We start from the raw sequence: 11059 nt of genomic DNA, 5'->3' as shown, positions 1-11059 counted from the left end.
CACAGCAGTCACCCCGTCCCTGAAGACCCCCGGGGCCCGGAAGGCCTCCGACGTCACCGTCACCGACCCCGCTCTCGTCAAGCGCGCCGTGAAGGCGGCCGCGCTGGGCAACGCGATGGAGTGGTTCGACTTCGGTGTGTACAGCTACATCGCGGTCACCCTGGGCAAGGTCTTCTTCCCCTCAGGCAACCCGACCGCACAGCTGCTCTCGACGTTCGGCGCCTTCGCCGCGGCCTTCCTGGTCCGCCCGCTCGGCGGCATGGTCTTCGGCCCGCTGGGCGACCGCGTGGGCCGCCAGAAGGTCCTCGCCCTCACCATGATCATGATGGCGGCGGGCACGTTCGCGATCGGCCTGATCCCGTCGTACGCGACAATCGGCGTGGGCGCCCCACTGCTTCTGCTGGCCGCTCGCCTGGTGCAGGGTTTCTCCACCGGTGGTGAGTACGCGGGCGCCTCGACGTTCATCGCCGAGTACACGCCGGACAAGAAGCGCGGCTTCTTCGGGAGCTGGCTGGAGTTCGGCACGCTGGCCGGTTACATCGGCGGCGCGGGTCTGGTGACGGTGATGACGGCCGTGCTGTCCTCCGACGACCTGCTGTCCTGGGGCTGGCGGATCCCGTTCCTGATCGCGGGCCCGATGGGCATCATCGGGCTGTATCTCCGGATGCGCCTGGAGGAGACCCCAGCGTTCGCCGCCGAGGTCGAGAAGGCGGAGGCCGCCCGGCCGAAGGTGCCGCTGCGCGAGATGGTCGCCGGTCAGTGGAAGGCCCTGCTCATCTGTATGGGCCTGGTGCTGGTCTTCAACGTCACCGACTACATGCTGCTGTCGTACATGCCGAGCTACCTCACGAGTGAGCTGAAGTACGACGAGACGCACGGGCTGCTGGTCGTGCTCGGTGTGATGGCGCTGATGATGATCGTCCAGCCGTTCGCGGGCGCGCTGACCGACCGTGTGGGGCGCCGGCCGGTGATCGCGGCGGGCTGTGCGGGCTTCCTGCTCCTGTCCATCCCGGCCCTTCTGCTCATCCGCCAGGGCAGTCTGCTCGCCGTCGCCCTCGGCATGGGTGCGCTGGGTCTGCTCCTGGTCTGCTTCACGGCGGCCATGCCGGCCGCGCTGCCCGCCCTCTTCCCGACCCGGGTGCGCTACGGCTCCCTGTCCATCGGCTTCAACGTGTCGGTGTCCCTGTTCGGCGGGACGACTCCGCTGGTCGTGACGGCGCTGATCGGGGCGACGGGGAACATGATGATGCCCGCGTATTACATGATGGCGGCGGCTGTGGTGGGCGGGTTCGCGGTGTGGCGGATGGCGGAGTCGGCGGGGCGGCCTCTCCCTGGGTCGGCGCCGTCTGTTGAGCAGCGGTAGCGCCGTAGGTCTGCGGGCGGTCTTTCGGGTGCGGGTGCGTGGGGGGCTGGTCGCGCAGTTCCCCGCGCCCCTGGGGGTTGCAGCGCCGTCGGCCGCATAGGTGCCGCAGCCTGCCGCGGGCGCGCACTCCCCGCATAGCTGCGGGCAGTCGTGCCGCTGGGGCGGCACGGGTGGGCGCAGCGGCACCCTGGCAGCGCCGGGAAGCGTGCCCACCCCCGGCCGGCGCCGACACCGGCACCCTCTGTAGCCCCGCCCAACGAACAGTCGTTGCCCCCGTCCGCGCCCCTCGGCTGCGACCATTCAAGGTGAAGCCAAGGAGCCTCGGAAAGAGACTCCAGCGGACACTCGGGAAAGGCAGCAGGCGATGAGCGGGTCGCAGCTCTGGGACGACGTCGACTTCTACTTCAGCAGCCATCTCTCACCGGAGGACGATGCGCTCCAGGCGGCCCTGCGCGACAGCGAGGCCGCGGGCTTGCCGCACATCAGTGTCACGGCCCCCCAGGGCAAGTTCCTCCAGCTGCTCGCCGAGATCCAGGGTGCCCGCAACATCCTGGAGATCGGCACGCTCGCGGGTTACAGCACGATCTGGCTGGCCCGCGCCCTGCCGGAGGACGGCAGGCTGATCTCGCTGGAGTACAGCGCCAAGCACGCCGACGTGGCGACCCGCAACATCGCCCGGGCCGGTCTCGACCGGATCGTGGAGGTGCGGGTCGGCCCGGCCCTGGAGTCGCTGCCCAAGCTCGCCGACGAGAACCCGCCCCCCTTCGACCTGGTCTTCATCGACGCCGACAAGGCCAACAACCGGCACTACGTGGAGTGGGCGCTGAGGCTGTCCCGGGCCGGCAGCCTCATCGTCGTGGACAACGTGGTGCGCGGCGGCAAGATCGCCGACGCCGACAGCACCGAACCGGACGTCGTGGGCACCCGCGCCGCGATCGAGCTGATCGCCGCCCACCCGAGGCTGACCGGTACGGCGGTGCAGACGGTGGGCAGCAAGGGGTACGACGGCTTCGCGCTGGCCCGGGTGCTCGGCTGAACCGTGCCGGGCCGGGGCTCACGCCTCGTGGTAGAAGCCCACGTTGATGCTGCGCGGCGCGGTGCGGTCCTGGACGACGACCTCGCCGGAGCCGCCGCGCGGCAGCGCCACGAGCCCGCCGTAGGGGACGGTCTGCGCGTACTCGCCTACGATCAGCCGCACTTCGGCGGACGGCTCGGCCTGTGAGCCGCGCAGCCAGGACAGTTGCCAGCCGCCGTCGGGGCCGCACAGGAACTCCAGGTGGACCCGGGAGACGAACAGCCAGTCCTCGGGCGTGACCAGCCGGCACACGGACGCGTCCCGGCCCACCCGGAGCACGGCGCCCGGCTCGCTGGGCGCGTCGGCCATCGTCATGCCGGCCGTGGCGCCCGCGTCGGCCCCGGAGACGGTGGCCATGGTCAGTTCGAGCACGTGCGTTCCCCCTGGAGAACCCGAAAGAGCTGCGACGTCGGAAACGTCCTTGTGCGGTGGTCCGATTGCCGTACCGCCGCCGCATGATAAAACGCCCGGCCGGGCCGCGTCCGGCACAATGGGTTCATGACCGAGCGAAAGCCACCGGGTGTCCCGTTCGAGTCCTGGGTCGACCACCAGATCCGCGACGCCCAGCAGCGCGGAGAGTTCGACCATCTGACTGGCGCGGGCGAGCCGCTGCCCGCCGACCTCGACTCCACGTACGACGAACTGTGGTGGGTCAAACGGAAGATGGCCCGCGAGGGGCTGGCGGTGCTGCCCCCGGCGCTGGCGCTGCGCAAGGAGGCCGAGGACGCGCTCGCGGCGGCCTATGCGGCGCCCTCGGAGCGGATCGTCCGGAAGATCATCACCGACGTCAACGTGAAGATCCGCGACATGATGTTCAAGCCGCCGCCCGGCCCGCCGCTGGGCAAGAAGCCGTACGACGTCGAGGAGGTCGTACGGGAGTGGCGACAGCGCAGGGCCGCCGCCACAGGGGACGTACCGGGGTCTGCGGGGTCGGCGAGATAGCCGGTCAGAAGTGCAGCAGGCGTCCGGCCAGCTCCTCGTAGTCCCGCAGGGCCAGACGCAGCTGCTCGGTGTCGCTCTCCACTCCTTCCTGCCAGGACATGCGCAGCGTCCGGCGGCGTCGCGTCACGGCCTCGGTGAACCGCGCGGCGATCTCCTCCAGCTCCCGGTCGGCCTCCTCGACCGCGGTGCGCGGCGCGTCCAAGAACCCGGCGGCCGTCTGCAGCAGCCGGGTCTCCCACTGCTCCCGCTCCGCGTGCGGCAGCAGCGGGACCCGCAGCCCGGTGGCCGCCGGGCTGGGCGGGGCCGGCCAGGCGTCCGCCGCCCGGCCCTCCGTCGTCGCCGCCTCGCGCCCGGTGATCTCACCCGGGGAAGGTACGCCGAGCCCGTCCTCGGGCATCTCGTCGTCCATCGCATGGGCCTTCCGACGGGACCCGACCGAACCCAGGGCCTGCTCCCCTCGCGCATCCGCCGCCGGCCCCTGCGCAGCGGACCCGGGCCGCACCGGCCCGGTCTCCCAGTCCTTGACCATGGCCCACCTCTCCTTCGGCCGGTTCTCCCCCCCGGGTGACCCGGAAGCCGGGCGACAAAACGCCGGCCTGGGCGCGAAGCGGCGCAATACGATCAGCGGCCCCAGACGCCGTCGCCCGACGGTGCGGACGCGGCACACGGCCCGCACCCCTACGGCGCAGGTGCTGGACTCTCCGGAGGTCACGCATATTCGCTTGCGGGAGGTCCGCGACGGCGCCTGAGAATGGCCCGCATGACCTGGACGACCGCCCCGGAACCGTACGACTGCCCGGCCGCCGCCGCCCTCTGGCGGGCGTACTACACGGAGGTCAGCGACCGCTGGTACCTCCTCCACGAGGGGCGCCGCACCGACCCGGACGAGTTGGAGCGCGAGATCGCGGCCCGGAGCGGTTCCGAACTCGCGCCGCCCACCGGGCAGTTGCTGATCGCCCGGTACGACGGTGAGCCGGCCGGCTCGGCGGGCGTGCGGCTGCTCGACGCGGACACGGCCGAACTCACCCGGGTGTTCGTGTACGAGGGGATGCGCGGCCGGGGCGGGGCGGCGCTCCTGGTCGCCGCCGCCGAGGAGGCCGCCCGCGCCCTGGGTGCCCGGCGGCTGATCCTCGACACCCGCGGCGACCTGGTGGAGGCCCGCGCCCTGTACGCCCGTCTCGGCTACACGGAGACCGGGCCCCACAACGACGACCAGTACGCCGAACACTGGTTCCGCAAGGACTTGTTGGCCGCCGGGGCCGTCAACTGAGCCTCGTCGCCGCCCCGTCGCGCGGTCGCTCGCGTTCCGAGCCGCACAGTTCGCCGGTGAGTTCCTTCACCAGCCGGTCCAGGTCGGGGGACCGGCCCGGCTGCCACCAGTCGCCGAGCAGCTCGGCCAGGGACTCCTCGCGCGCTTTGTGGAGCCGTTCGGCGACCTCGCGGCCGGACTCGGTGAGGGTCACGTCCAGGCCCCGGCGGTCGACCAGGCGCCGCTCCTCCAGCTGGCGTTCGGCGGTGAGGACGACCTGCAGCGGGACATCGGTGCGCTCGGCGAGCACCCCCGGTTCCACCGAGCCGTACCTGCGGATGCGCAGCAGCATCCAGCTGGCGGCGGGCAGCAGGTCGTACCCGGCCCGCTCGGTGATCTTCCGGTAGATCTCGCGGCGCCCCTCGCGGGTGCCGAGCACGGACAGCGCGCGGCAGCACTCGTCGTAGGAGGAGCGTTCGACCGGGTTGGGCGGGATGGTCTCGGAGACGTCCGGCGCGGTGACCGAGCCGCGCAGCCGGTCCTCCTTCAGGAACCACGCCAGCACGAAACCGAGGAAGGCGACCGGGGCGGCGTACAGGAAGACGTCGGTGATGGAGGACGCGTAGGCCTGCAGGGCCGCCGGGCGCAGCGCGGGCGGCAGGGCGGCGATGCCGCGCGGGTCGGACTTGAGCGTGTCGGCCGAGACACCGGGTGGCAGGCGCACGCCCCGGAAGGCGTCGGTGAGCTTGTCGCCGAGGCCGCTCGCGAAGACGGTGCCGAAGATGGCGACGCCGAAGGAGGCTCCGATGGAGCGGAAGAAGGTGGCGCCGGAGGTGGCGACGCCCAGGTCCTCGTACGAGACCGCGTTCTGCACGATGAGGATCAGGACCTGCATGACCAGGCCGAGGCCCAGTCCGAACACGAAGAAGTAGACGCTCATCACGGCGGTCGAGCTGTGCTCGTCCAGCCGGTGCAGCAGGAGCAGGCCGATGGCGGTGACGGCCGTGCCCGTGATCGGGAAGACCTTCCAGCGTCCGGTGCGGCTGACGATCTGCCCGGAGACGGTCGAGGACAGCAGCAGGCCGATCACCATCGGCAGCATGTGCACACCGGACAGGGTCGGCGAGATCCCGTGCACGACCTGGAGGAAGGTCGGCAGATAGGTCATCGCGCCGAACATGGCGAAGCCGACGATGAAGCTGATGACGGCGGCGAGGGTGAAGGTGCGGATACGGAAGAGCTTGAGCGGGAGGACGGGTTCGGCGGCCCTGCGCTCCACCGCGACGAACGCGACGGCGAGGACGACGCCCAGCACGGCGAGCCCGATGATCTGCGCGGAGCCCCAGGCCCACGTCGTACCGCCCAGCGACGCGACGAGCACCAGGCAGGTGGCGACCGCGGCGATCAGGAAGGTGCCGAGGTAGTCGATGACGTGGTGGGCGGCCCGGCGCGGGATGCGCAGGGCGGTGGCGATCACGGCGAGGGCGACGACGCCGACGGGAAGGTTGACGTAGAACACCCAGCGCCAGCTCAGGTGCTCGGTGAACACCCCGCCGAGCAGCGGCCCGAGCACACTGGTGGCGCCGAACACGGCACCGAACAGCCCCTGGTAGCGCCCGCGTTCCCGGGGCGGCACGATGTCGCCCACGATCGCCATCGACAGCACGATCAGCCCACCGCCGCCGAGCCCCTGCAGCGCCCGGAACCCGATCAGCTCGCCCATGTTCTGCGCCATCCCACACAGCGCGGAGCCGATCAGAAAAATGACGATCGCGGTCTGGAACAGCCGTTTCCGCCCGTACTGGTCGCCGAGCTTGCCCCACAGCGGGGTGGCGGCGGTCGAGGCGAGCAGATAGGCGGTGACCACCCACGACAGATGTTCCAGCCCACCCAGGTCGCTGACGATGGTGGGCAGCGCGGTCGACACGATGGTCTGGTCGAGCGCGGCGAGCAGCAGCCCCAGCAGGAGCGCACCGATCGGCACGAAGACGTTGCCGGGAACCTGCTCGGCGGCCTTCGCCTCCTTCTCCGTGCCGTGCGTGTCCAGGGTCATGGAGACCTCCCGGGGCTCGGGTACTCCTACCATCCTCGGCGGTGCGGCCGTTTATGGCCTGTTGAGGTCCCTGTATGGCCGGTTTGCCGCGTGTTCCGGTTCGGCGGATGTGGAGGAGGTCTGCATAAACTCGGGAGTTCCCAAGGGGAGGGGACGAACGCGTGACGGAACCGACCGGACACACCTGCCCGGAGTGCGGGGCGCCGAGGGGGGCGGACAACACCCCGTCCTGCGACTGCACCCAGCGGGCGTCGGACGCCCTGCGCGAGGCGCGTACGGCACAGGCGGCAGCGGCGGAGGACTTCGACCCGCTGCGCATCCGCCCGTACGTCGAGGTCGCCGACGCGGGCATCTCCGACGAGGGTGCGGCGGCGGAGACCCACTCGCTACCGGCCGTCGAGGCCACCCTGCCGCTACGCCCGGTACCCGGCGCGCACACCGCCGACCTGCGCCTCTTCGAGCCGGAGCCGCCGCACGAACCCGAGGCGAGTCCGAAGCCGCGGCGTCGCCGTTCCCGCCGCACGGTCCTGCTGTCCGTCGCGGGTGCGGGGGCCGCGGTGGTGGCGGCGGCCGGCATGGCGAGCGGCCTGTTCGCGTACCACCCGCCGGCCCGGGACCGGGCGGCGGCCCAGGAGGTACGGCCGAGCGTCCCGGTGTCGTCGCCTGCGGCCACCTCGTCGGCCCCCGCGCCCCCCGCTTCACCTCACCCCGCCGCGCCGCCCGCTTCCCCCTCGACCGACCCGAGCCCGACCCCTACGGCCACGTCCGCGTCCCCGACCCCCACGGCATCCCCCAGCCCGTCCCGCTCCTCCGCCTCCCCCACCCCCTCGGCGACGCTCGCCCGCACCCCGAACGCGGCGCCCACCGCCTCGGCACCCGTGCTGCAACGCGGCGACAAGGGCCCAGAGGTCACCGAACTCCAGCTCCGCCTCAAGCAGTTGAACCTCTACGGCGACCAGGTGAGCGGCGCCTTCACCCGCCCCGTGGAGGACGCGGTGAGCAACTACCAGTGGGCCCGAGGCATCACCGACGACCCCCTCGGCGTGTACGGCTTGGCCACCCGAAAGAGCCTGGAGTCGGAGACAACGAAGCCGTGAGCCTCTCCGGCCCATCCAGCGGAGTTACGCCACCGTCCCAGGGGGCTCCGACCTATACCCACCCACCACCCGACTCGGTGGGCAGAAAAGCGGAGGTCCGGGTGAAAACCCCGCTCACCCCACGTGCAGTCGGATGAATCCGTCCCCCACGGCCTCGACCCGCACCTGCGTGAGGTCCCGCACGACGACATCGGGCCCATGGAAGCCGGCCCGCGGCCCCACCCCCACCACCCGCATCCCAGCAGCCCGCCCAGCCGCGATACCGGCCCCGGAGTCCTCGAAGACCACACAGTCCCCCGGATCGGCCCCCAGCTCGGCGGCCCCCTTCAGAAACCCCTCGGGATCAGGCTTGCTCGCCCCGACCGACTCCGCCGTGATCCGCACCTCGGGCAGCGGCAGCCCGGCGGCGGCCATCCGCGCGGTGGACAGCGCAACGTCCGCGGAGGTCACCAGCGCATGCGGAAGCCCCTGCAGAGAGGCGAGAAAGCCGGCCGCCCCCGGAACCTCGACCACCCCCTCCACATCAGCGGTCTCCTCCGCAAGCATCCGCGCATTGTCGGCAAGGTTCTGCTCCACCGGCCGCTCAGGCAACAGCACCGCCATCGACGCATGCCCCTGCCGCCCATGGACGACCTTCATCACCTCGTCACCGTCCAGCCCGTGCCGCTCGGCCCAGCGCCGCCAGATGCGCTCGACCACGGCGTCCGAGTTGACGAGGGTGCCGTCCATGTCGAGCAGGAGGGCGCGGGCGGTGAGGACGGTGGCCGGCATCGGCAGCTCCAAAAGGGGAGAACGGGACAAGGCGGCCCCGCCCGCCGGTCAGGGAAAACGGGCGGGAGCCACTTTGTTCCTCCACGGTACAAAACCCGGCCCGCTCCCGCCACCGCCTCCGGCAAGGGTTCACCGACCGTTCAGCTCAGCCCGCCACAGCCTCGTACAGGCTCCACGCACCCAGCCCCAGCATCAGCAGCGCCGCGATCTGCGTGATCAGCCGCAGCGGCACCCGCTTCATCAGTGCCTTTCCGCCGACGATGCCCAGCCCGGCCACCGCCCACAGACCGAGCACCGCACCCAGACCGACGGAGATCGGGTCGTCGTAACGGGCCGCGAGGTTCGCGGTCATGATCTGCGTGAGGTCACCGAACTCGGCGACGAGGATGAGCATGAAGCCCGTACCCGCGACCTTCCAGAAGGACTGGTCGGCCGGCTTGCGGATCTCCTCCTCGTCCTCGTCCTTCTTCATCAGCAGCACCGCGGCACCACCGAGGAAGAGGACACCGGTGATCGCGTGCACGATCTGCTGCGGCAGCAGGGTCAGCACACTGCCGGCCGCGACGGCGAGGACGACATGCAGGAGGAAGGCGGCGGCGACGCCCGCGAAGACGTACGAGGCGCGGTAGCGGGTGCCGAGGACGAGGCCGGCGAGCGCGGTCTTGTCCGGCAGTTCGGCAAGGAAGATGACGCCGAAGACGAGCGCCGTCACGGTGATGCTGATCAAGATCCCTCAATCGGTCGGGGGGCTGCCCCACCGAGAGTGCTGAACCTCACATGAGACACCTCGGCATGGCAGCACACTCGGCGCCCGTGCCGTGGGGCACGGGCGTGCACTGCTTGCCGAAGGTCTCGCTGGGCGGTCCTGGAAGGACCCGCCTCCGGGCGCCGGCTCAGGCTGGCTGAGCAGTATGTCGACGGTCCGGCGAAGAGCTACTCCCCTTCTGCGCATCCCATAGTACGCGACGCGAAAGTTCCGCCCTGGAGCTTGTCGTGTCATGAACACGTCACTAAGTTCTTACCGAGCGCTCACCTTCCGGCAACACGGCACCGCGAGCATTCCCTCGCTCGCGCCCAACACCCCCACCCCACCAGGGAGTTCGCATGCCGAAGTTCTACGCGCGTCGACGGCTGAGCATACTCGGCGTCCTTACCGGACTCATAGCCTCTGCCGCCCTGTTCAACTCCCCGAGCGCCTCCGCCGCCCTCCCGACCCCGGTCAGCGCCGCCACCGCCCGCAGCTACCTCTCCCAGCTGACCGTGGCCACCGAGGACCGCACCGGTTACAGCCGCTCCCTCTTCCCGCACTGGATCACCATCAGCGGCAGCTGCAACACCCGCGAGACGGTCCTCAAGCGGGACGGCTCGAACGTCGTCACCGACTCCTCCTGCGCGGCCACCAGCGGCTCCTGGTACTCCCCGTACGACGGCGCCACCTGGACCGCCGCCTCCGACCTGGACATCGACCACCTCGTCCCGCTCGCCGAGGCCTGGGACTCCGGCGCCAGCCAGTGGACCACCTCCCAGCGCCAGGCCTTCGCCAACGACCTGACCCGCCCGCAGCTCATCGCCGTCACCGACAACGTGAACCAGGCCAAGGGCGACCAGGACCCGGCCACCTGGATGCCCTCGGTCACGTCCTACCGCTGCACCTACGTTCGCGCCTGGGTCCAGGTGAAGTACTACTACGACCTCTCGGTCGACTCCGCGGAGAAGACCGCGCTGACGAACTACCTGGCGAGCTGCTGATCGCCGCCCACCTCGTGAGCCGCTGATCGCCGCCGCCCTCCGCCCTCCTCGACCACCGCCCGCGGGCGGACCGTCGCGGAGGGCGGTCCCCTGTCCGGACGGCTACGCCGGCCGCCGCCGCACCAGGAAGCCGGCCGCGGCCCCCGCCCCGAACAGTGCCGCCACCGACACACCCGTGGCCAGCCAGGTGGCGCCGAGCCAGCGGGCGCCGTAGTAGCCGAGGGCGACGCTGTAGGCGGCCCAGGACAGGCCGGCCAGGGCGGACCAGGGGACGAAGTCGCGGGCGCGGCGATGGGCGGCGCCGGCGCAGAACGAGACGATGGAGCGGCCGGCGGGGGCGAAGCGGGCCAGGACGACCAGGGCGCCGCCGCCCCGGGACAGGGCCTCGCCGAGACGTTCCTGCGCGGCGGTCAGACGGCGGGACCGGGCGATCGCGCGGTCCAGGCGCTCACCGCCGCGCCAGGCCAGCCGGTAGGCCACCAGATCGCCGAGGACCGAGGCGGTCGCGGCGGAGAGGATCAGGGCGAGGATGTCCGGCACGTCGTGGCCGCTCGCCGCCGCGCCCGAACCCGCCGCCGCTGCCGTGGCCGCCGTGATGACGAGCACTCCGCTCGGCAGCACCGGCACGAACACGTCGAGCAGTACCGACAGGGCCACCATGACGTAGATCCATGGGCCGGCGGCCAGTGACCCCACGCTCTCCCACACGACAACTCCCCCATTGCTCCCCCGATGACAGCCATACAGCGTACGCCGGGGG

General features: G+C 71.5%; 12 protein-coding genes. 6 read left to right on the top strand and 6 right to left on the bottom strand.

Annotated elements, in window-relative coordinates; all coding sequences use genetic code 11:
• The first annotated feature begins 19 nt into the window (after window positions 1-19).
• Together proP and CRP49_RS21995 are read left to right on the top strand one after the other, a co-directional pair.
• The gene (gene proP / locus CRP49_RS22000; RefSeq protein WP_257033690.1) at window positions 20-1363 is read left to right on the top strand and encodes a glycine betaine/L-proline transporter ProP; all 1344 of its coding nucleotides are present in this window, start codon (window positions 20-22) and stop codon (window positions 1361-1363) included.
• Between the two features lie 364 nt (window positions 1364-1727).
• The gene (locus CRP49_RS21995) at window positions 1728-2399 is read left to right on the top strand and encodes an O-methyltransferase (RefSeq protein ID WP_097254931.1); all 672 of its coding nucleotides are present in this window, start codon (window positions 1728-1730) and stop codon (window positions 2397-2399) included.
• Window positions 2400-2417: 18 nt separating this feature from the next.
• Here CRP49_RS21995 and CRP49_RS21990 read toward each other — a convergent pair whose 3' ends face one another.
• Window positions 2418-2810 carry an FHA domain-containing protein gene (locus tag CRP49_RS21990; RefSeq protein ID WP_097254930.1) on the bottom strand — a complete coding sequence of 131 codons (393 nt, stop codon included), beginning with the start codon at window positions 2808-2810 and terminating at the stop codon, window positions 2418-2420.
• 126 nt (window positions 2811-2936) lie between these two features.
• Here CRP49_RS21990 and CRP49_RS21985 point away from each other — a divergent pair, with 126 nt between their 5' ends.
• Window positions 2937-3380, top strand: coding sequence for a DUF1992 domain-containing protein (locus tag CRP49_RS21985; RefSeq protein WP_097254929.1), 444 nt, complete (start codon window positions 2937-2939; stop codon window positions 3378-3380).
• Window positions 3381-3384: 4 nt separating this feature from the next.
• Here the strand turns inward: CRP49_RS21985 and CRP49_RS21980 are convergent, their stop codons facing one another.
• Window positions 3385-3909 (bottom strand): hypothetical protein, encoded by a 525-nt coding sequence (locus CRP49_RS21980; RefSeq protein ID WP_306459744.1) that lies wholly within the window; start codon window positions 3907-3909, stop codon window positions 3385-3387.
• A gap of 222 nt (window positions 3910-4131) precedes the next feature.
• Between CRP49_RS21980 and CRP49_RS21975 the strand changes: the two genes are divergently transcribed.
• Window positions 4132-4650 carry a GNAT family N-acetyltransferase gene (locus CRP49_RS21975; RefSeq protein ID WP_097254928.1) on the top strand — a complete coding sequence of 173 codons (519 nt, stop codon included), beginning with the start codon at window positions 4132-4134 and terminating at the stop codon, window positions 4648-4650.
• On the opposite strand, the gene CRP49_RS21970 is transcribed toward CRP49_RS21975, so the two are convergent.
• The gene (locus CRP49_RS21970; RefSeq protein ID WP_097254927.1) at window positions 4643-6682 is read right to left on the bottom strand and encodes an MDR family MFS transporter; all 2040 of its coding nucleotides are present in this window, start codon (window positions 6680-6682) and stop codon (window positions 4643-4645) included. The two genes, CRP49_RS21975 and CRP49_RS21970, sit on opposite strands and share 8 nt — an antisense overlap.
• 161 nt (window positions 6683-6843) lie before the next feature.
• Here CRP49_RS21970 and CRP49_RS21965 point away from each other — a divergent pair, with 161 nt between their 5' ends.
• Window positions 6844-7779, top strand: a complete 936-nt coding sequence (locus tag CRP49_RS21965; RefSeq protein WP_097254926.1) for a peptidoglycan-binding domain-containing protein — start codon at window positions 6844-6846, stop codon at window positions 7777-7779.
• A 114-nt stretch (window positions 7780-7893) separates the two neighbouring features.
• Here the strand turns inward: CRP49_RS21965 and CRP49_RS21960 are convergent, their stop codons facing one another.
• Window positions 7894-8550 (bottom strand): HAD-IA family hydrolase, encoded by a 657-nt coding sequence (locus tag CRP49_RS21960; RefSeq protein WP_097254925.1) that lies wholly within the window; start codon window positions 8548-8550, stop codon window positions 7894-7896.
• Window positions 8551-8695: 145 nt separating this feature from the next.
• Window positions 8696-9277: a TMEM165/GDT1 family protein gene (locus tag CRP49_RS21955; protein WP_097254924.1), complete on the bottom strand. Its 582-nt coding sequence runs from the start codon at window positions 9275-9277 to the stop codon at window positions 8696-8698.
• 377 nt (window positions 9278-9654) lie between these two features.
• Here CRP49_RS21955 and CRP49_RS21950 point away from each other — a divergent pair, with 377 nt between their 5' ends.
• Window positions 9655-10299: an HNH endonuclease family protein gene (locus CRP49_RS21950; protein ID WP_097254923.1), complete on the top strand. Its 645-nt coding sequence runs from the start codon at window positions 9655-9657 to the stop codon at window positions 10297-10299.
• 102 nt (window positions 10300-10401) lie between these two features.
• Here the strand turns inward: CRP49_RS21950 and CRP49_RS21945 are convergent, their stop codons facing one another.
• Complete coding sequence (locus CRP49_RS21945; RefSeq protein WP_179851705.1) at window positions 10402-11007, bottom strand: DedA family protein; 606 nt, start codon at window positions 11005-11007, stop codon at window positions 10402-10404.
• Window positions 11008-11059: the final 52 nt, after the last annotated feature.

The sequence above is a fragment of the Streptomyces sp. Ag109_G2-15 genome, assembly GCF_900215565.1.
Lineage (GTDB): Bacteria > Actinomycetota > Actinomycetes > Streptomycetales > Streptomycetaceae > Streptomyces > Streptomyces diastatochromogenes.
Note: the sequence above shows the minus strand (reverse complement) of the source record. Positions and strands in the feature narration are given on the sequence as shown.

Coding starts and splice junctions, on each gene's coding strand:
- CRP49_RS21950 (WP_097254923.1), top strand. CDS start 9,655: ATGCCGAAGTTCTACGCGCGTCGACGGCTGAGCATACTCGGCGTCCTT.
- CRP49_RS21960 (WP_097254925.1), bottom strand. CDS start 8,550: ATGCCGGCCACCGTCCTCACCGCCCGCGCCCTCCTGCTCGACATGGAC.
- CRP49_RS21970 (WP_097254927.1), bottom strand. CDS start 6,682: ATGACCCTGGACACGCACGGCACGGAGAAGGAGGCGAAGGCCGCCGAG.
- CRP49_RS21995 (WP_097254931.1), top strand. CDS start 1,728: ATGAGCGGGTCGCAGCTCTGGGACGACGTCGACTTCTACTTCAGCAGC.
- CRP49_RS21980 (WP_306459744.1), bottom strand. CDS start 3,909: ATGGTCAAGGACTGGGAGACCGGGCCGGTGCGGCCCGGGTCCGCTGCG.
- CRP49_RS21985 (WP_097254929.1), top strand. CDS start 2,937: ATGACCGAGCGAAAGCCACCGGGTGTCCCGTTCGAGTCCTGGGTCGAC.
- CRP49_RS21975 (WP_097254928.1), top strand. CDS start 4,132: ATGGCCCGCATGACCTGGACGACCGCCCCGGAACCGTACGACTGCCCG.